At 33.5% G+C, this 19,615-nt stretch carries 20 protein-coding genes; 15 read left to right on the top strand and 5 right to left on the bottom strand.

Features of this window, described 5'->3' with window-relative positions; translation table 11 throughout:
- Nucleotides 1–41: 41 nt before the first annotated feature.
- The 9 genes from STERM_RS16500 to STERM_RS16460 all read left to right on the top strand — a co-directional run bounded on the left by STERM_RS16500 (nucleotide 42) and on the right by STERM_RS16460 (nucleotide 7,870).
- The gene (locus STERM_RS16500; RefSeq protein WP_012862765.1) at nucleotides 42–692 is read left to right on the top strand and encodes a histidine phosphatase family protein; all 651 of its coding nucleotides are present in this window, start codon (nucleotides 42–44) and stop codon (nucleotides 690–692) included.
- Nucleotides 693–803: 111 nt separating this feature from the next.
- On the top strand, nucleotides 804–1,553 hold the full coding sequence (locus STERM_RS16495; protein ID WP_012862764.1) for a carbohydrate deacetylase: 750 nt from the start codon (nucleotides 804–806) through the stop codon (nucleotides 1,551–1,553).
- 153 nt (nucleotides 1,554–1,706) lie between these two features.
- Complete coding sequence (locus STERM_RS16490; protein ID WP_012862763.1) at nucleotides 1,707–2,207, top strand: GNAT family N-acetyltransferase; 501 nt, start codon at nucleotides 1,707–1,709, stop codon at nucleotides 2,205–2,207.
- A 407-nt stretch (nucleotides 2,208–2,614) separates the two neighbouring features.
- Entirely contained in the window at nucleotides 2,615–3,889 is a 1,275-nt protein-coding gene (locus STERM_RS16485; protein ID WP_012862762.1) for an HAD family hydrolase, read from the top strand.
- Nucleotides 3,890–4,045: 156 nt separating this feature from the next.
- Nucleotides 4,046–4,801: a DUF1266 domain-containing protein gene (locus STERM_RS16480; RefSeq protein ID WP_012862761.1), complete on the top strand. Its 756-nt coding sequence runs from the start codon at nucleotides 4,046–4,048 to the stop codon at nucleotides 4,799–4,801.
- A 505-nt stretch (nucleotides 4,802–5,306) separates the two neighbouring features.
- On the top strand, nucleotides 5,307–5,642 hold the full coding sequence (locus STERM_RS16475; RefSeq protein WP_012862760.1) for a hypothetical protein: 336 nt from the start codon (nucleotides 5,307–5,309) through the stop codon (nucleotides 5,640–5,642).
- A 26-nt stretch (nucleotides 5,643–5,668) separates the two neighbouring features.
- On the top strand, nucleotides 5,669–6,697 hold the full coding sequence (locus STERM_RS16470) for an alpha/beta hydrolase family protein (protein WP_012862759.1): 1,029 nt from the start codon (nucleotides 5,669–5,671) through the stop codon (nucleotides 6,695–6,697).
- A gap of 173 nt (nucleotides 6,698–6,870) precedes the next feature.
- Entirely contained in the window at nucleotides 6,871–7,569 is a 699-nt protein-coding gene (locus tag STERM_RS16465; protein WP_012862758.1) for an endonuclease V, read from the top strand.
- A complete protein-coding gene (locus STERM_RS16460) occupies nucleotides 7,550–7,870 on the top strand; it encodes a hypothetical protein (RefSeq protein ID WP_012862757.1) in 321 nt (106 codons plus the stop codon). The genes STERM_RS16465 and STERM_RS16460 overlap by 20 nt, the downstream gene beginning before the upstream one ends.
- Nucleotides 7,871–7,944: 74 nt before the next feature.
- Here STERM_RS16460 and STERM_RS16455 read toward each other — a convergent pair whose 3' ends face one another.
- A complete protein-coding gene (locus STERM_RS16455) occupies nucleotides 7,945–9,054 on the bottom strand; it encodes a replication initiation protein (protein ID WP_012862756.1) in 1,110 nt (369 codons plus the stop codon).
- Nucleotides 9,055–9,323: 269 nt separating this feature from the next.
- On the opposite strand from STERM_RS16455, the gene srlA reads away from it, so the two are divergent.
- From srlA to STERM_RS16435, 4 genes are read left to right on the top strand one after another with little or no spacing between them, the layout of a single operon-like run.
- On the top strand, nucleotides 9,324–9,860 hold the full coding sequence (gene srlA, locus STERM_RS16450) for a PTS glucitol/sorbitol transporter subunit IIC (RefSeq protein WP_012862755.1): 537 nt from the start codon (nucleotides 9,324–9,326) through the stop codon (nucleotides 9,858–9,860).
- An 18-nt stretch (nucleotides 9,861–9,878) separates the two neighbouring features.
- Nucleotides 9,879–10,250 (top strand): PTS glucitol/sorbitol transporter subunit IIA, encoded by a 372-nt coding sequence (locus tag STERM_RS16445; protein ID WP_012862754.1) that lies wholly within the window; start codon nucleotides 9,879–9,881, stop codon nucleotides 10,248–10,250.
- 18 nt (nucleotides 10,251–10,268) lie between these two features.
- A complete protein-coding gene (gene srlE, locus STERM_RS16440) occupies nucleotides 10,269–11,261 on the top strand; it encodes a PTS glucitol/sorbitol transporter subunit IIB (protein ID WP_012862753.1) in 993 nt (330 codons plus the stop codon).
- Between the two features lie 40 nt (nucleotides 11,262–11,301).
- A complete protein-coding gene (locus STERM_RS16435) occupies nucleotides 11,302–12,321 on the top strand; it encodes a Gfo/Idh/MocA family protein (protein ID WP_012862752.1) in 1,020 nt (339 codons plus the stop codon).
- Between the two features lie 183 nt (nucleotides 12,322–12,504).
- Here STERM_RS16435 and STERM_RS21410 read toward each other — a convergent pair whose 3' ends face one another.
- The 3 genes from STERM_RS21410 to STERM_RS16420 form a co-directional block, all read right to left on the bottom strand.
- Entirely contained in the window at nucleotides 12,505–13,149 is a 645-nt protein-coding gene (locus tag STERM_RS21410) for a TetR/AcrR family transcriptional regulator (RefSeq protein ID WP_012862751.1), read from the bottom strand.
- A gap of 85 nt (nucleotides 13,150–13,234) precedes the next feature.
- A complete protein-coding gene (locus STERM_RS16425; RefSeq protein ID WP_012862750.1) occupies nucleotides 13,235–13,759 on the bottom strand; it encodes a porin family protein in 525 nt (174 codons plus the stop codon).
- Nucleotides 13,756–14,874 (bottom strand): nitroreductase family protein, encoded by a 1,119-nt coding sequence (locus STERM_RS16420; protein ID WP_012862749.1) that lies wholly within the window; start codon nucleotides 14,872–14,874, stop codon nucleotides 13,756–13,758. Before STERM_RS16420 ends, STERM_RS16425 begins: the two co-directional genes overlap by 4 nt.
- A 184-nt stretch (nucleotides 14,875–15,058) precedes the next feature.
- Here STERM_RS16420 and STERM_RS16415 point away from each other — a divergent pair, with 184 nt between their 5' ends.
- Together STERM_RS16415 and STERM_RS16410 are read left to right on the top strand one after the other, a co-directional pair.
- Complete coding sequence (locus tag STERM_RS16415; RefSeq protein ID WP_012862748.1) at nucleotides 15,059–17,461, top strand: ATP-binding protein; 2,403 nt, start codon at nucleotides 15,059–15,061, stop codon at nucleotides 17,459–17,461.
- A gap of 111 nt (nucleotides 17,462–17,572) precedes the next feature.
- Nucleotides 17,573–18,010, top strand: a complete 438-nt coding sequence (locus tag STERM_RS16410) for a pyridoxamine 5'-phosphate oxidase family protein (protein WP_012862747.1) — start codon at nucleotides 17,573–17,575, stop codon at nucleotides 18,008–18,010.
- Between the two features lie 150 nt (nucleotides 18,011–18,160).
- On the opposite strand, the gene STERM_RS16405 is transcribed toward STERM_RS16410, so the two are convergent.
- Nucleotides 18,161–19,342 (bottom strand): replication initiation protein, encoded by a 1,182-nt coding sequence (locus STERM_RS16405; protein WP_012862746.1) that lies wholly within the window; start codon nucleotides 19,340–19,342, stop codon nucleotides 18,161–18,163.
- Nucleotides 19,343–19,615 lie beyond the last annotated feature (273 nt).

Here is a 19,615-nt window from a genome sequence, read left to right as displayed (position 1 = left end):
TATAATATAAATATCTAAAAAAGCAAAAGGCAGGTTCAAAAATGAATGATAAAAAGATAGTACTTTACATAGTAAGACACGGACAGACACTATTCAACAAGTTTTTAAGAATGCAGGGTTACTGTGATGCACCGCTGACACCTGAGGGAATAGAGGTAGCAGAGTATGCTGCGGAAGGAATGAAAGATATAAAATTCTCGGCGGCATATTCAAGCACAAGTGAAAGAGCAGCAGATACGGCTTTGATTTTATTACAGGAAAGAGAGCTGGATCTGACAATGTTAAAAGACTTGAAAGAGATGTTTTTCGGAGATCTTGAAGGAGAAAAATCAGCAACAGTAAAAAAAGAGCATCCGGGATTAATAGAAAAACTTCATGCGGGGAGAAAAGACTTCAAGTTTCCAAATGGTGAAAGTATTGATGATCTGGTGGAAAGACAGAAAAGGGCATATGATGAAATAATAGAGGAAAACAGGGAAACCGGCGGAAATATTCTGGTTGTTTCTCATGGGACATCTATTTTGAACTTTTTAAGAACTGTAAAGCCGGATATTGAAATAAAGGAACAGATACCAAACTGCAGTGCAAATATAGTAACATGGGAAGACGGTAAATTTACCGTGGAAGATTTCGGAATAACGAAATACATAGAAAAAGGCAGAGAAATAATGAAAGAAAGCAGCAGAGCCTGAAATTAACTGTGAAAGCCGGGGGAGCTGTTTGAGATAAGGAGAGGTCTTTGACAGAGTATCTGTGAAAAAATATACTGCTGCCAAAGACCTGAAGTTTCCGGAGGTGTAAAATTGAAACTGATAATTAATGCAGACGATTTTGGAAGAACAAGAGGAATAAACTATGGTATAGTAGAAGCTATAAAAAACGGTGTACTTTCATCTACTACAATTATGATGAATATGCCTTATGCGGAGCATGCAATAAATCTCGCCAAAAAAGAAGGAATTACTTCGATAGGGGTTCATCTTACTTTTATAGAAAAGTCATTGTCTTTGGGAAAAACACTCGTGGATAAAGACGGTATATTTAAGAAATATCCTGAATTAATGAAAGAAGCCGATATCGAAGAAATAAAAACAGAAATGAGAGTACAAATAGACAAGCTGATAGATATGGGGATAAAGCCTACACATCTTGACGGTCATCATCATGTTCATCTGTACAGTCTGAAAATGACAGAAGCGGTCTTTGCTGTTGCGAAAGAATATGATCTTCCTGTAAGAGTGGGGAGAACCGGAAGGACTACGAGAACAGGAGAGGAAATTGTTATTCCTTCATTTTTGAAAACTATAGACTTATTTGAAGACAGGTATTATGCTGATAAAGTAGGAGCAGAGGACTTTAAAGCTTTCGTTGAGGATGCAATGATATATGATGTGGTGGAATTAATGTGTCATCCTGCTTTCTTATGTACAGATACGCTGAAGAGTTCGTATAATTATCCCAGACTCACAGAGCTGGATGTTATTACAAGTGATGAAATAAAAGAATTTATCACAAGCAAAGGGATAGAGATAGCAGATTATTCTGTTTTGTAATTTTATAAAATATAAATCCTAAATAATTATTAGTAAACCTGTGAAATCTCATGCAGGTTTATTTTTTATGTGGTAGAATAGGGATAGTTTAATATGAATGAGATATTTTTCTGGAAATATCAACAGATAAATTTTTATTTGGAGGGAAATATTATGGAGATCACTATAAGAGAATATTCAGAAAAAGATTTGGAACAAATGATAGAAATCTGGAATGAAGTTATTGATTCAGGAATTGCATTTCCTCAGACTGAGAAATTAACACAGGATGAAGCAGCTGTATTTTTTGCCGAACAATCATTTACAGGAGCGGCTGTAAATGAAAATACACAGGAAATATTAGGGCTGTATACACTGCATCCGAATAATATCGGACGTTGCGGACATCTTTCAAATGCGAGCTATGCAGTAAAATCTGCAGCCAGAGGATTACATATCGGTGAAAAATTAGTGCAGCATTCTATAAAAAAATCAAAAGAGCTTGGTTTCAAAATTTTACAGTTTAATGCTGTTGTCAAAACGAATTACAGTGCGATTAAGCTGTATGAAAAGCTTGGATTTGTCCGGCTGGGGACAATACCGGGAGGTTTTTTAATGAAAAATGGAAAATATGAGGATATTATATTGTTTTACCATAATCTAAATTTAGAATAGAAAATTTAAATGAAACATTTCAATATTTATATTATATAGATTTTTTTAAATTAAAAAAAATTCTGAAAATGTAAGAGAATAAATTTATAAAAAATCAGAGAAAATAATAAAGATATAAGATAAATAAGTCTTGGAATCAGGAATATAAGGGTCGGATAACTACTCAGACAGATGCTGCAAGAGCATCTTTTTTACAAATAAAAATAAAAAGCAAAACTATTATTCGTTTTTTCCTTTTGTAGAAAAATTGACACTGCTGTATTTTCAGGGTAAACTTTTAATAGTGAATTTTTTTAAGGAGGTTTTTGCAATTAAGAAGTATTTTTCTTCCGAAGTATGTAATTGTCCCTGTTTATTTCAGGGAATTTAAATATATTACATAAAAAATTTTATCAGGAGGAAAGAATATGAAAAATGGAAAAAGAGTATTAGCATTAATTTTCATGGTATTTATGTCAGTTTTTGCTTATGCACTGCCGGTAAAGGAAACAAAATTAAAAGCTCAGAACTGGGCACCGGATACTTATGCGGCTTTGAACAGAATGATTGAAAAAAACAGCATTAACAATCAGGATTATAATATCAGAAGCAAGCCTTATGCAGTATTCGATTTTGATAACACTACAGCTATGAACGACATTCAGGAAGCACTTTTGATTTATCAGCTGGAAAACCTGAGATTTAAGATGACACCGCAGCAGCTTGATGCAGCTTTGAAAACAGAGGTGCCAAAAGGCAGCTTTGCAGATGAATTCAAAAATTCAAAAGGTGAAAAGCTAAACATCGATATAGTTGCCGAGGACTGTGTAACAAGCTATACATGGTTATATAACAACTATAAAGAGCTTGGCGGAAAAGGGAATAAATCTCTGGCAGAAATAAAAAAAGCTCCGGAATATACAGATTTTATAACTAAGGTTCGTTATCTGTATGATGCAATAGGAGGAACATTTAGTGCTGATATAAGTTATCCGTGGGTGACATATCTGTTCACTGGAATGACTTCAGAAGAAGTGCAGAAGCTGGCAGAGGATTCTACAGATTACTGGCTGAAAAGAAACGACTATAAGAAAGTAACATGGACAAGTCCTAAGGAAAGACCGGGAAAAGCCGGGATAGTAAGCGTAACATATAAGACAGGTCTTCGTATAATGCCTGAAATGACAAATCTTTACAATACGCTGATGGATAACGGGATAGAAGTTTATGTATGTTCTGCTTCATTTATTGATGTAATTGTAGTAGCTGCGACTAATCCTAAATACGGATTAAATGTAAAAAGAAGCAATGTATTCGCAATGCAGCTAAAAACTGACGACAAAGGAAGATATATAAATCAGTATGATTATAATAATTACTTCCAGACTCAGGGAGCAGGAAAATCGAAAACTATTGATAAGTTTATCAGACCGAACCATGGCGGAAAAGGGCCGATACTTGTAGCAGGAGACAGCGACGGTGACTATAATATGCTGTCTGATTACAAGGATATGCAGGTTGGTTTAATAATTAACCGTGTTAAAGGCGGACCTATAGGTGAGCTTTCCAAAAAGGCAGAAGTAAGTATAGGGAAAAGCAATGCAGTATATTATCTACAAGGACGTAATGAGAATACTGGATTATTTATTCCGACAGAAAAAACAATACTTTTGGGAAGTAAAGCGGAACAATTAGTTAAATAATAAAAACAGGTTGGTATGGAGACTATTACAACGGAGTGATGGTCTTTTTTATTTTAATTAATATTTATATAGAAGTATAAGAGTATTTAGATATAAATTTGAAAAAATATAGAAATTATGATAAGATAGAACGATCATTTTAAAAAGGAGAGATTTATGAAAAACAAAACAAAGTTATTAATTGGATTATTCGTTGTACTTACAATAGTTTCGTGTAAAGGGAAAGAGGAAAAAACAGATTCGGCTGATACTGCTGCCCAGACTGAGACATCTTCAGCTCCGGCTAAGGAAGAGGCAAAAGGAAAGCTTACAAAAGAGCAGGAAAATGCACTGGTATTCGGGGCAGTATTAACTACAAGAAACGATATGTCTTTTGATGACTTAGAGGCTGAGGAATATAAAGATGCAAGTATTCAGGTATTAAGAAGCGCATGGAAAGTAACTGATACAGCAACTGCAAAGGAAACTCTGGAGAGTCTTTTGGCAGAGGGACACAGAGCAGAAGGAGATCCTATGCTGACAGAATTAAGAACACCGGAAGCAGCTGAAAAAAATACAGAAGAATTTCAGGCTTATGAAGATGTAAAGAAAAATCTTGTAGACAACTACGGTTACACAGCAGAGCAAGTAGACGGAATCAAGACAATAAGTGCATGGGATTATGACAGACTTGTAAATGTGGCAAGATTTTCACACAGTGCAGGTTATATAACTGAGCAGGAAATGTGGGATTATATTAATAAAGCTGTCACTCAGGCTAAAAATGATTATAACAGCTGGGAGGAATATTTCGCAGGTGTTATGTTAGGAAGAACACTTGTTTACGGACAGCCGTTTGCTGATAGTAAGGCACAGGCTGACAAGCTGCTTAAAGATGCTGACAGTGTTTATAAAACACACCCATTTAAATAAAATTTAGTATTTTTGTAGAAGTTGGATTGGATTAATACAGACTTTGGACGGGAAATATTGTATTTATTATATTTTCTGTTTTGAAGTGTTGTTTTTATTCAATCCTTTTTTATTGTAGTAAAATAAGTGCTATATTTACTGCAATTATAAGGAAACTATTGTATATGTGAAAATAAATTTTATCTTTTTAAAGAGTATCTTTTTATATGATTATGTAAAAAAGCAGACATAAAATCAGAACAACAATAAAATTGACATATATGGCTATTCAATGTATAATTTTTCTTAAGATGTCAAAAAAAGGTGATGAAATGATGGGAAATAATCAAAAGAAGAAAATAAACATATTTTAAAACAGTTCTTGAATGGGCTAAAAAAGAGCTTGTTCTTTTATAAAATTAATATAGGTAAATCAGCTGATATAAGGAAGTTTTTAATAATATTATGTATATAGTAACTATGTAAGATCAACCAGTGAAATAATCTTGTTATTTTGGGAGGAATTATGAAGGGTACTGTAGCGGAAATTTTTGAAACACATCCTGAGTATTGGGGTCTGACAGGAGATCCGCATTTATGGGAGGATTTGAAGGAATTTTTTTCCAATATGTCTCTTCCTTATTCTGTGGAGAGATTCACAGAAAATTTTTATATTTTTTATAAGCTGACTTCCGGATATGAAATAAAAGAGGGTGTTGAGCATTATATTCCGGGATATGACAAAGGCGGAGCATCAGGCGGAATGATAAACAGCAGCTTCTGGCTGGAAAAAGGTCTTCCTGTACTGACTGAACGGCTGGAAAAGGTTAATAAAAAATATGAAAGAAAAAAGAATAAATAATTTTAAAAATTTGAGAGGAGTATAAAATGAAAAATAAAAGGTATTTAGCATTAATATTGGTTATTCTGGGAGCTCTTATTTTATCGTGCGGTTCAAAAAAAGATAAAACAGAGCAGGGGACAGAGACAAAAACAGAAAAAAAAGGGAAGACAAAATATAGCTTTGAGCTGAGTGATGAGGATCTGGCAACAGCACATTCGAAGTTCCAGACAGAAATAGTGGATAACAGCTTTCAGGGAGACGGAAAACCAATGACACCTCCTAAGGATAAATTTTTACTTATAAATTATGAAGCAAAGGACGGTAATATGGATGCATTTCTGACACCTGATCCAAAAGACGGGAAAAAGCATCCCGCAGTAATATGGCTTATAGGCGGATATGGCGGAATCGGGGATGATGATTATTTCTGGACAGATCAGCCGGCAGAAAATGATCAGACAGGAAGAGCATTCAGAGATGCGGGAATAGTAATGATGGTGCCGAGCTTTAGGGGAGAAAATGCCAATCCGGGAATTTATGATATGTTTTACGGGGAAATAGAAGATTTGGAATCAGCAAGAGAATATCTTTCAAAAATACCTTATGTTGATCCTGACAGAATCTATGTGGTAGGACACAGTACCGGCGGAACAAGAGCATTATTAGGTAATGAATATTCAAAAGGATTCAGGGCTGCGTTTTCTTTAGGGGGAATACCTGATTTGGAATTACGTCTGAAAGGGTCAATGCGTGTAGCAATCCCTTTTAATACAAAAAATCCCGAAGAGCTTAAAATAAGATCACCGAGAACTTATATGAAGTCACTTCAGTCTCCTACGTTTTATTTTGAAGGAGAAGCAGATTACTGGTATGAGTTTGACGAGATGAAAAAAATTGCTCAGGAGAATAACATTCCTTTGTATATTTATGATATAAAAGGCGGGGATCATTTTAACATAATTACTCCTGTGACAAAAGTAATAGCAGAAAAAATATTGAATGATACCGGAGAGAAAACTAATATTACATTTACAAAAGAGGACATAGCAAAGATAGAAAACAGTTTAAAGTAACTGGTAATTTCTTATTTTGGAGTTTTCGTATTATTTATTGTTTGATTTTTATGTAAATTATTAAAAAAAATGCTATTTGCTTTGCAGATAGTATTTTTAGAGAATGGCGGATGAAAAAAGGAAAAATATAATTTTTCCTGATACAAAAATAAATTCTTATAAAAGGATAAAATATGGGGATAGATAGTATAAAAAAGAAGTTTATGAATATACAGCAAAATCTTGCTGGGAAAATAGAACTAAAGAATAATTTTGGAATGAAAGATATAAAGCTCGTGGCAGGAGTAGATCTCGGCTACTGGGATCAGGACGGGAAACATTTCGCTGTCTGCTGTATAGTCGTGGTAGATTTTCACAGCAGAGAGGTAAAAGAGAAGGTATGGAGCAGCGGAGAGATAACAGTTCCTTATATCCCGGGATTTCTCGCATTCAGAGAGCTGCCGCTGGTAATGGAAGCCAAAGCTAAGCTAGTTAGTGATCCTGATATTTATATGTTTGACGGAAACGGATATCTTCACTATACTCATATGGGAATAGCTACACATGCATCTTTTCATCTTGAAAAACCTACAATTGGGATAGCTAAAAGTTATTTGAAGATAAAGAATACGGAGTTTATCATGCCGGAAAATACAGTAGGGGCATATACAGATATTGTGATAAACAATGAAGTATATGGCAGAGTATTGAGAACCCGGAAGGATGTAAAGCCTGTATTTGTCTCATGCGGGAACTGGATAGAGCTGGATACTGCCATGGAGATAACCATGAGCTTTATTAACGGTGAAAGCCGGCTTCCTGTTCCTGTAAGACTGGCTGATCTTGAAACCCATGTGATGAGAGAGGAATTAAGTGAAAACGGGAATGTTTAATAATCATAAAATAGAGAAACTTATAGAAAAAAGACGACAGCTGCATCCTAATGACCCAAGTGTATACAGAATATGGGAAGAACTGACTGAAATTTTTTCAAAGGATAAGAAGACTACAATAGAATATTTTGAGAGATATTGTAAAGAAGATAAAGCATATTGGATATCTGAAGTTTTTGATGATATATCCGAAAAGCTGCAAAGCTGGAAATTTATAGAATGTCTGGAAAATCTTCAGAAAAAATATCCGGATATAGATATGCAGATTGATATAGATTATGCCAAAAAAGCCATGGAATAAAAATATAAATTATAAAATGCACCTCTGAAGTTATAGAAGGGTGCATTTTATATTGAGAAACAGATATGAGAATTTTAAATCTTATAAATAAACTTCACAATAAAAACAGAATCTATCTTAAGGATTTTCAGAATAATATTATGAATAAGCTTCGTATAAGAAGACTGTTTCCCGTAGAAAAAACTGTATAATTCATAGGAAAGACTGAGATATTCAAGTAAAGATCGGTTCTCCGTGTGATTTTTCAGTTCTTTTATTACATCAGACTGAAAAGTATAAAAATTGGAATATTCCTTTTCATAATAATTCACAATATTCAAATCTTCATAAATATCAATTTTTCCGTTAAAAACTTTTTCAAGAAATCTGTCAAAATTTTGTGTATAGCTTTCGATCGAAAAAATAATCTCTTTTTTTACTGTTTCTGTATCTTTTATTTTCAAGGCAGAGCTGACAAGCTCCAGAAGCTTTTTGTAATTTTCCGTATGATCCTTTGCAAGGGAAATAAGATGATTAATATCAGGATTTTCCTGAATTGATTCAAAGTCATCAAATAAAATCTTTAATCCGGAAATACGTCCGTCCTTTTTTATCTTCTCATAGGAAAAATTAAATCTGGAAAACAAATTCACATCATAAAAAATTTTTTTTAAGATATATCTCTCAAAATCATAAAACCTGTCATATGCATTTTCAATCATTAATATATTTTTCAAATCTGAAATAGATATGATGATTTCATTTTCAGTAACTTTTTTTCTTTTCAAAATTTCAAGAAAGAACAAAGGTGAGCTTTTCTCATTAAAAAGAAAAAAGGATTTGAAATCATAGTTATAAAATTTAGTTCCAAAATTAAAGGATTCTGTAATTTCATGTGAAAGATAAAAGGAAAGACTTTCTGAAACATTAATAACACTGGCAAATAAAGAGGAGAAACCGTATAAATTTTTTAGGCAGTAGGTTACTCTTTTTTTTGAGAGTTTTTCCAGAAAAATATTCAGATCCTTTTTTTCTTCATTTAATATTGCGGGAATTTTTTCAGATGAAAGCTTTACAGGATTCTTTCTGTATTTTTTATATGTTTCAAAAACATAAAGTAAAAGTTTTTTTTCACGTGAAGTTATTCGTGGGCTGATATCTACATAATAGTGCCTTTCGGATAATAACGAAAATTTTTGATTCATATTTTTTTCCTTTTTTTAAAAATTTTTTGTTCGGAGTAAAGACGAAAAAAAGTCGTTTGAATTTTCCCTGAGCTGTATATAATCAAATAATGATATTTAAGAAAGACGAAAAAAAGATGTAATAAAGTGTAAAGAATCCTTATTTGACAATGGTTTGAGATCAGGGTATATATTGGGTATGAAAAAACTTTAGAGTGCTATGTCTAATTATAGAACTTTAAAATAAATTTTTCAATTAAATTTATAAATAAAAACAGGAGGTTTATTTTATGGAATTTATTACTAATTTTGCACAGAGTTTTATAGCATTATTTCAGGAAGCAGGACTTACTCTCGTGGGAATGGTAAAAGGCTCTGTACCGATGCTTATAGTACTTCTTACCACAATTAATTTTATTATCAAGATTATAGGAGAAGATAAAATCAATAATGTGGCAAGAATTTTCGGTAAGTCAAAGATACTTACATATGGAATACTTCCGAGCTTTGCATGGTTCTTTTTCAGCAGTCCGGGTGCTCTTACAGTAGGGAGATTTCTTCCGGAAAAATGTAAGCCGGGATATCAGGATGCCTTAGGGGCAACAGCCCATCCGCTTACAGCCTTATTTCCCCATGTTGTTCCGTCTGAGCTTTTTATCTGGCTTGGTGTGGCAGAAGGGATAAAGAAGATCGGACTCCCTGTTTCAGGACTTGCAATAAGATATATTATAGCCGGAGTAATTGTCGGATTAATGAGAGGGTTTATTACCGAAATAATATTTGTATTTTTATCAAAGAGAAGAAATATACAGGCTAAGACTGCATAAATCCGGAAGAGGTGTAATATGATTTTATATGAGGCAGATATAACAAGTGTGGGAAAATTTGCAGAAGAGAGCTGTGAAGAGGGGTATTTAATAACTTTTATAAACAGCGGTCCCGAAGACTTTAAAGATTACTGTTTATGTCTGGGAATCAAAAAAGGTCTGACAGGTGATGTGAAAAAAGGTAATTTAGTCTATTTTGATAATGAAGTTTTTATCATAACTGCTGTGGGCAGCAAGGCTGCGGAGAACCTCAGGGAACTTGGACATTTGACTGTAAAGTTCTCAGGAAGTGATGAGGCTGAAAATCCAGGAGATATAGCAGTAACTAAAGCCAGATCAGCTCTTGCTGTAAAAAATCTAAAGAAATTTATAATAAAAGATGATTTCTAAAAGAAACAAGGAGGAAAAATGGAAAAAATACTTAAGGTATCCAGAGGTTCCAACGGATGGGGCGGACCACTTTATCTGAAAAATGAACCCGAAAAAAAAATAGTGTCAATGACTGGAAATTTTATAGATCCTGTGGCTGAAAAAATCGCGGAAATGCTGGGATTGGAAGTAGTCAACGGTTTTAAGCACACACCTCAGGATACTGAAATACTTTGTGTAATAATAAACTGTGGAGGAACACTAAGATGCGGTATATATCCTAAAAAAAGGGTGCCTACTATTAATGTGACACCTGTAGGGAAGTCAGGGCCTTTAGCTGAATTTATACTTGAGGATATATATGTTTCAGATGTGCGTGAGGGTAATCTGGAATTGGTTTCCGGCATGAAAGAAAACGGGACGGCAGAAAAAAGAACTAAAGACAGTATAGAAGATGCTGTGGTAAAAAAAATGGAGAGTATGGAAAGAACAGAAAAGTTTTCATTTTTGAGACTTATTGAAAAAATCGGATTGAATATAGGAAATGTAGTGACATTATTTTTTCAGTCAGGGAAAGAGGCTGTGGATATAATGATAAAAACTGTTGTTCCTTTTATGGCATTTATCAGTGTGTTTATAGCAATAATAAATTCCACTGCAATAGGAACAACAATAGCAAAGCTTCTTACTCCGCTTTCAGGCTCTATTATAGGTCTTGTAGTACTGGCACTTATATGCGGTATTCCCTTTTTATCGCCTATATTAGGACCCGGAGCTGCTATTGCACAGGTAGTGGGTGTTCTTATAGGGGCTAAGATCGGTGCGGGAGAAATAAGTCCTGTATTTGCATTGCCGGCACTATTTGCAATAAATGTTCAGGTCGGTGCGGATTTTCTGCCCGTGGGAATGTCTATGCAGGAAGCTAAACCGGAAACTATAGAAATAGGAACCCCGGCAGTTCTTCTTTCACGCCAGCTGACTGGACCGCTTGCAGTTATTATAGCGTATTTAATAGGTTTAGGATTATTTTAAGCATTCGGAAAAGATATTTTGAGAAAGGAAGATGGTAATAATGAAAAGAATAAAAGCAGCAGTGGTAGGAGCAGGTATATACGGTTCACACCATATAAACGCATATTTAAATAATGACAAAACCGAGCTTGTGGGAGTATGTGATCTTGATCCCAAAAAGCTGGATATGGTAAAAAAGGAATATAGTATAAATACTTATACTGATCTTGAGGAAATGATAAAAAAGGAAAAACCGGATATAATTTCAATTGCAACACCTGATCCTTATCATTTCGGACCGGCTAAAACCGCAATAGAAAATAATATAGATGTACTGGTGGAAAAGCCGCTGGCTACAAGCAGAAAAGAATGTGAGGAGCTGATAAAGCTTGCAGAAGCTCATAATGTAAAAGTAGGAGTAGATTTTCATAAAAGATGGGATCCGGCCTCTATAAATCTAAAACTGGAACTGGAAAAAGAAGATACAGGTAAGATAGTAAGAGGATATGTCAGTATGGATGATATTATAGACGTTCCTGTGAACTGGCTGCCGTGGTCGAGAAACAGCTCACCGGCATATTTCCTCGGTGTACACTGCTATGATTTGATAAGATACCTCATAGAAGATGAAGTAACAGAGGTCTATGCCGTAGGATCAAAAAGCGTGTTATCCGGAATGGGTATAGACACTTACGATAACGTACAGGCAATATTGAAATTCAGTAAAGGGAGTACATGGACAGTAGAAAATTCATGGATACTTCCGGATAAATTTCCAAAGTCAAATGACGGAAGAATGTTTATAGTTACCGAGAAAAAATATCTCAGAAGTGATTCGCAAAACAGAGGAGTGGAATTTTTCAGTGATACAAAAACGCAGACTCCGAATTCTTACTTTATTACATACAGAAATAACAAAGCCTTTGGATTCGGAATAGATCCTATAAATGATTTTACCGACAGCATTATCAGCGGGGAAAAATTTATGGCAAATGCTGTTGACGGACTTGAAGCCACTAAAATAGCAGATGCGGTACATGAAAGTATAATTACGGGAAAACCTGTGAAACTGGAAAGATAAAAAGCTTATACGGTTAAAATATATTGTAGAATGCAGAAAAAAGCTTAAGACATCAGAAGCTGAATTCTTTAAAATGATATCTTAAGCTTTTATATTATTGATATTCTGCCGATTTTGCATATCCGGATTCATCAACAGGTCATGAAAATAAAATCAGGAGATTCTGCGGCAGAAAGTGATATTTTATTTGTTGTTAAAGAGCGGGGAAGCAATATATCTGAAAAAAGTATTTTCAAATTCTTCCGCATTAATGTCAAAAAAGTCCTGCAGATAAAACTTTTTCACATCTATTGTATTAAGGATGCTTATTGAAGTCATCCATAAAATAAGCACAATTTCATCAGGATTCTTATCCTTAAAAAAACCAGGATTTAGTTCGATAATGATTTCTTTTAGAATTAAATGTATTTTCTGGCCCCATTCATAAGATTTTTTCAGATATTCATCAGTGGTACTGATATCCTCTTTTTGATTTTCATACATAGTAATAATTTTAAAATAAAGATTTTTTTCTGTTTTGAAGTTAATTAACGCACTCCAAAGTGCATTTAATTTTTCTTTGGGCTTAAGTGAGATAAATTCCTTTTTTTGTATAAGTATATAAAAATATTCATACATATCTTTATTAGCCCTGTACAAAATAGCATTATAAAGCTCTGTTTTTGAAGAAAAATATGTATAAACAGTTCTTTTGCTGATTCCGGCACTTTTGGCTATAACATCTATGGTTGTATTTTCAATACCAAGCTCTGAGAAAAGTTTCTCTGCATGATCTATGATATTATCTTTTTTCAGTTCACTTATTTTTAGTTTCAGCTCTTCTTTCATAAGCAGACTCCTTTATATTTATAATAATTTTAAATATTTTATATTAGTATAATACTTATGAAGAAAATTGTAAATAGCTGATGTATTAAAAATCAAAAATAAAACCTGAACTGAGAGAAAGTCTGTCATAATCGAATTTATTTTTGTAATATTCCGAATTATTATGCGAGGAATTATTTCTTTTGTACATGATGTCCCATGTGATTTTACTATATTGGACACCAAGTCCTGCACCATAATATATGTCATCATCAAAATTTCCGGAATTATATGAATAACCTACATCTGCTTTTACATAGCTCTTAAATTTACCGCTTTCAAAAAAAGCATATCTGGCAGTAGCATACAGAGGAATAGAGTTAAATCCGTCTATATCATTTCCGTTAATTCTTTTTTGGTATTGAAATGCGATTCCGCCGCCTATTTCAAGATTGTTAATTACTTCTTTTCTGTATTCTACTGCTACTTCCATTGCAGGAAATTTTGTTTTAAGCGTATCCTCCTCAGTATGATACTGCCCTTCAAAATACCCTCCGTTTCTTATCTCGATAGTGTCTGAAAATACTGCACTTCCTAATACGGCTAACAGTATAAGCATTATTTTTTTCATTGTTTTTCCTCCTTTGTATTCAGTATTTCGGTATTATCCAAAATATCTTTTATGTTTCTTCTTACTTTTTTTACTATTTTATTATTAGCAGAATAACCTGTTCTCAGAATCATTTTTACTTCTCCGTTTATGTTCAAATCATTGCTGATATTGTTTTTATATGGCTCTTCTTCCAAAATCTGACTCAAAGGCTGTATTTTTATATCTGCATCAGCAGCATTCAGCCATATGTTTTCCAGAATGATTCCCGCACGGATATTTTCCTTTACGGAATTGTCTTTTGCGATAACAAGTAAAAAGCCGTCTGCAGTATCTGTCTGAGTTTTTATAAGTTTTAATTCCTCATTCAAAAACTTTATATTCCGTACTTTTTCTCTGTTATAAAAATTATAATAAAAAAATTTTTTTAATGAACCCATGCCAAGCATTTCAGCGCTAAATCCATCTTTTTTTGCCTCAGTTTCCTTATCGGAAAATCTAAACCACTCACTGAGTTCATTTCTTTTGTCCTGATTCTGACCCTGTGTTTCATAAGCTTTCATTGTATTTTCCCTGATATATTGGTATGAGGAACTGTCTTTGGGAAAATAAATTACACTGTCTTCATATCCTGCAATAATTTTATTTATTTCTTGAACAGGAATTTTTTTCTTTGAGAATTTCTCCTTGGATGTTTTTCTTTTTAAGAGAAGATTTTCAAATTTTTGAACCGAATCTGAAAAAGATTCAGTTTCTATTCCTGAAAATGAAACATATACAACAGAATTATCAGGAGCAGTTTCATTGTAGATATTATATTGCAGATTCAGCCCTAATATTTCTGAACCGCGTATAATATTAGCCAGAAAAGCACCAATGGATATAAGAGATTCTCGGCTGTCGGGATCAACATAATTCAGGTTTCTTTCCTTATCTAAAATTATAAGAAATTCGTTATCAGACAGAATTCGCACCTTCCACATCTGGGCATTATGAGAACTGGGAGCCAGAGTACCATAATAAAGAAGTTTTTCTAAAACAGGATTCTGCTTTAAAAATTCATCCTGTGAAAAAGCTTTTGCACATGTAATCTGCATAATGTGCAAAAACATCAATAAAATCAAAGTTTTTTTCAAATTTCCTACCTCCTGAAACTAATAGTGTTATTTTTTGCATTATAGTGCAAAAAAATATTTTTGTCAAATAAAAAATTTAAAAAATAAAAAAAATTGTTTTTTTAAAAATTTCATGTAAAATCATAGACTTAATAATTAAAAAGCTTTATAATATATTAAATAGAGTAAATAACTGGGAGGCTGTATGAGTAAACTGGATTATGAAAAACTGGGTTCATTTTATCTTGGAAAAAAGTATGATTTCGGGAAAAAGGAGCTTACTAATGAATATTATTTATATGATTCCAAGGATCTTACCACACACGGACTCTGTGTGGGTATGACCGGAAGCGGGAAAACGGGACTTTGTCTGTCACTGATAGAGGAAGCGGCAATAGACGGAATACCTGTTATAGCAATAGATCCCAAAGGTGATCTCGGGAATCTTATGCTGAGCTTTCCTGACCTGAAGCCGGAAGACTTTCTTCCGTGGATAAGTCAGGAGGAGGCAGATAAAAAAGGAATGACACTTGAAGAATATGCCGAATCCACTGCCGAATTATGGAAAAACGGACTTCAGAGCTGGGATGAGGACGGGGAAAGAATAAAGCTTTATAAAGACAGTTCGGATGTGGTTATTTATACTCCGGGAAGCAAGTCAGGCATCTCTGTCACAGCATTAAAATCTTTTGATGTTCCTGCACAGCTGATAATGGAAAACAGCGAGGCATTGAATGAAAAAATACAGACAACTGTATCCGGAATATTGTCACTTATAGGAATAGAGGCCGATCCGCTTCAAAGCAGAGAACACATACTTATTTCCAATATTTTGTCATATTCATGGTCAGAGGGAAAATCCCTTACACTGGCAGATCTTATACGTCTTATACAGCAGCCGCAGTTTAGCAGTATAGGTGTTTTTGATCTGGAAAGCTTCTTTCCGCAGAAGGACAGAATGGCACTTTCAGTGAAAGTAAATTCAATACTTGCCTCGCCGTCCTTTTCTGTATGGCTTGAGGGAGAAAGCCTTGATATAGGGAAATTTCTTTATACCAAAGAGGGAAAACCAAAAATTTCCATATTTTCAATAGCACATTTATCTGATAAAGAAAGAATGTTCTTTGTAACAATGCTTCTGAACGAATTGGTGGCATGGATGAGAACACAGCAGGGAACTTCCAGTCTGCGAGCACTTTTCTATATGGATGAAATATTCGGATATTTTCCTCCTGTTTCAAATCCGCCTTCAAAACAGCCTATGCTTACTTTACTGAAGCAGGCAAGAGCATTCGGACTGGGCGTTATGCTGGCAGCGCAGAATCCTGTAGACATTGATTATAAAGGGCTTTCCAATATAGGAACATGGTTTATAGGAAGGCTTCAGACTGAAAGGGATAAAAGCCGTATGATAGAGGGTCTTAGAAGCATTAATTCGGAAATGGACAAGGGCGGTCTTGAGGATATAATATCAGGGCTTGAAAACAGAACATTTCTTGTAAGCAATACAAACGGAAGCAATGCCGAGATATTTCAGACAAGATGGGCGCTGAATTATCTGAGAGGACCTATAACAAAGCCTCAGATAGAAATTTTGATGAAAGATAAAAAGTCTGAAATTTCTAAAGCAGCAGATTCTGGAATCACAGAAAATATAAATGTTTCATCAGCAGTGTCGGGAAGTAAGCCGGTTCTGCCGCAGGACGTAAAGGAAGTATTTTTTCAGCCGCAGAAATATGCAGGCAGCGGCGGAAAGCTGATATATAAACCGTTTATATACGGCGAAGGCAAGGCACATTATGTAAAAGCACCTGATATTGACATATGGGATACGGGCAGTTTTCTGATACCTGTAGATGATGAGGCAGCAGTATTTAATGAAAACGAGCGTTTGAAAACTGCTAATTACACATCAGAGGCAGACGGGAATTTTGTATTTGAAAATCTTCCGGCAGCTGTATTGGGAAAAAATACTTTTTCAAAGCTGGAGAAGGCATTTAAACAGTTTTTATATGAGGCAAATCCGGTGGATTTGTTTTACAGTAAAGATTTCAAAGCATATTCAGCTCCCGAAGAGGATGAGGGGACTTTCAGAGGAAGACTGTCACATCTGATGCGTGAAAAGAAAGACGCGGAAATAGAAAAAATAAGAGAAAAATACTCATCTAAAATTAATACCCAGAAAGAAAAATTAAGAAAATTAGGTCAAAGTATAGATAAAGAAAAAGAAGACTATAAGCAGAAAAAAATGACTAATATCGTGGATATAGGAGCTACAGTTTTCGGAGCCTTTCTCGGAAAAGGCAAAAAAGTAAATACGGGACGTGCAGCCACTGCATTAAGAGGTCTCGGAAGAACCGGGGGTGCAAAGGCCGATGTGGAGAGAGCAGAGGAAGAGTACGGCATACAAAATGAAAAATTAAAAGAGATAGAAGCAGAGTTTCAAAAGGATGTTGATAATATACAAAATAATTTTAATGCGGATAATCTTTTGGTGGAAAAAGTTTCACTGCCTCCCAGAAAAACAGATATTACAGTACAGAAATTTTTTATTGCATGGATTCCTTATTCTGTTAATGAAAACGGAGAGCAGACAAGGCTGATATAGAGCTTCTTATTTTCGCAAATTTTTGTTCGGATAAAAAGTCAGTATTTTTTACTGCACTTATTATTTTATAAATAATTCAAATAGTTTTAGATTTATGTGAGGAGGTATTTAATGAGTAAAGAGATAATTGAAAAAGCCGGTAAAATCATTCAGACACATACCGGTAAAAATGCAGCCGAAGGGTCAGAACCGTATTGTGTACTTGCTCTTATTGATCTGGAGGGATACCCGACAGCTTCGGCAATAACGCCGGCACAGGCTGAAGGTATTGAAAAAATAAGCATGTGTACCGGACTTAGCAGCAATAAAGCAGAAAGAGTCAGAAAATGCAATCGTGCGGGTATATGTTTTTCCAGCCTTGAATATAACATAACTTTAACAGGGACAATAGAGATAATAACAGATCCAAAAGTAAAAAAAGAAATGTGGTATGAAGGATTAAAGCATCATTTCAGCGGACCGGAAGATCCTGAATACTGTGTTCTTGAATTTAAGACTGAAAAATATAATCTTTTTGTAGACTGGCAGGAAATAACCGGGAAATTATAATTGTTATAAAGGGTGCTGTGATTTTACCGGAAAATATTAATATAAAATCACAGCATATAAAAATGAGTATGGTAACAAGTCCGCTGCTTGTGAACTTGTCACCATACTAGGTAAAGAATTTATTTTCAGGTGCAGTATTTCAAAAAAGGATCAAACAGAAGAGCTTATAAGCTTTTCTTTAAAAAATAACTGGACAAGGCTTTTTTTATTCAGATAGTACCGGATGATAATTTTTAAATCAGAGTTTTTATATTCAAAAATTTCATTATCCCGGAGATTTCTTATGGCTGTAACAATATCAAGCGAATAGAGCTCTTCAAGAAGGGGTGTAACATAGAGAATTTTATTCAGATATTTGTACAGATCATTATATAAGACCAGTGAGTTTTTATATAATTCATATTTTTCAAAAAACAATACGAAATTTTCTCTTTTATTTTTTTCAAATTCTGCGGAATCATACATTAATGCTTTTTTCAGCAGGTAATCAAAATTTCCGTCATCCTTTACGGTATCGGCAAAAGATGCATTAACACAGACATAATCATACCCTTTTTTTATTATATAACCGGAAATAAGACTGGTTATAAATTTCGGATCATCTATTTTATTTTTCAATGACTTCATTATCTTTTTTGCAAGATTATAGCTTGTATTATATATACTGTTCTCATTTTTTGTAAAAAAGAAGTTGATCAGGGTATTAGATGACTTGTGTCTCTGATATTCTATTTTTATATCAGAAAACAGATTGATATCTTTTATTATTTTTTTTAGTATGTATTTTTCAAAATCAAAAAATCTGACATAAGCATCTTTCAATCCGAGAATATCTTTCAGCTCAGTCAGTGATAATGATAAAAAGTCTCTTGGTGCAGTAGAGTTAATATATTCATATAACTTCAGCGAAGCGGGTTCCTCCATAAATATATATTTCTCAAAATTATAACAGGAGAAAAAATTATTTTCCCTGAAAGACATTTTTAATTCCTGTGATACAGAAATTCCTGTTTTATTATTTCCGTGAAAATATGAATTTATTATGGAAAAGAATCCTGAATAAAGAATATCATCATTTTCGGAAATAGTATATCTGATCTTCTTTGACATTAGTTTCTCAAAGAATACGGGGATTTGGGAATCATCTTTGTAATTAAGCGCTTTTTTCAGATTTTCCGTATCAAAAAATAAATATAATGAATCAGAATCAAAATTAAAGTACAAAATCTCCAAAAATTTCTTTTCATTTTTGGAAAAATTTCGATCTAAATCTATATTTACAATAAAATTTTCAAAATTTTTTTCAAAAATATTTTCTAAAATTGCTTCCATATACACCTCACCAGTAAAAGAAAAACGAAATTTTTTATTATTATTTTCTATAAAAAAAATATGCGAAAATATATTTTTTATTAATTATAACATTTTCTACGAACAAAAACAAAAATAAATTCGTAAATTATTTTTTCTATGATTTATTTTTTATTTTTTTATTATAAATTTAAAAATAATATTTATTTGAAGTTATTAAATTAAAATTCATCTTTTGATATTGACAGAATAATAAAATAAAGGTAGACTAAAATTGGAAAAAGTCAACTCGGT

Source organism: Sebaldella termitidis ATCC 33386 (assembly GCF_000024405.1).
In the GTDB taxonomy this organism is placed as follows: domain Bacteria; phylum Fusobacteriota; class Fusobacteriia; order Fusobacteriales; family Leptotrichiaceae; genus Sebaldella; species Sebaldella termitidis.
This window is presented reverse-complemented; position numbering and strand designations above follow the sequence as displayed.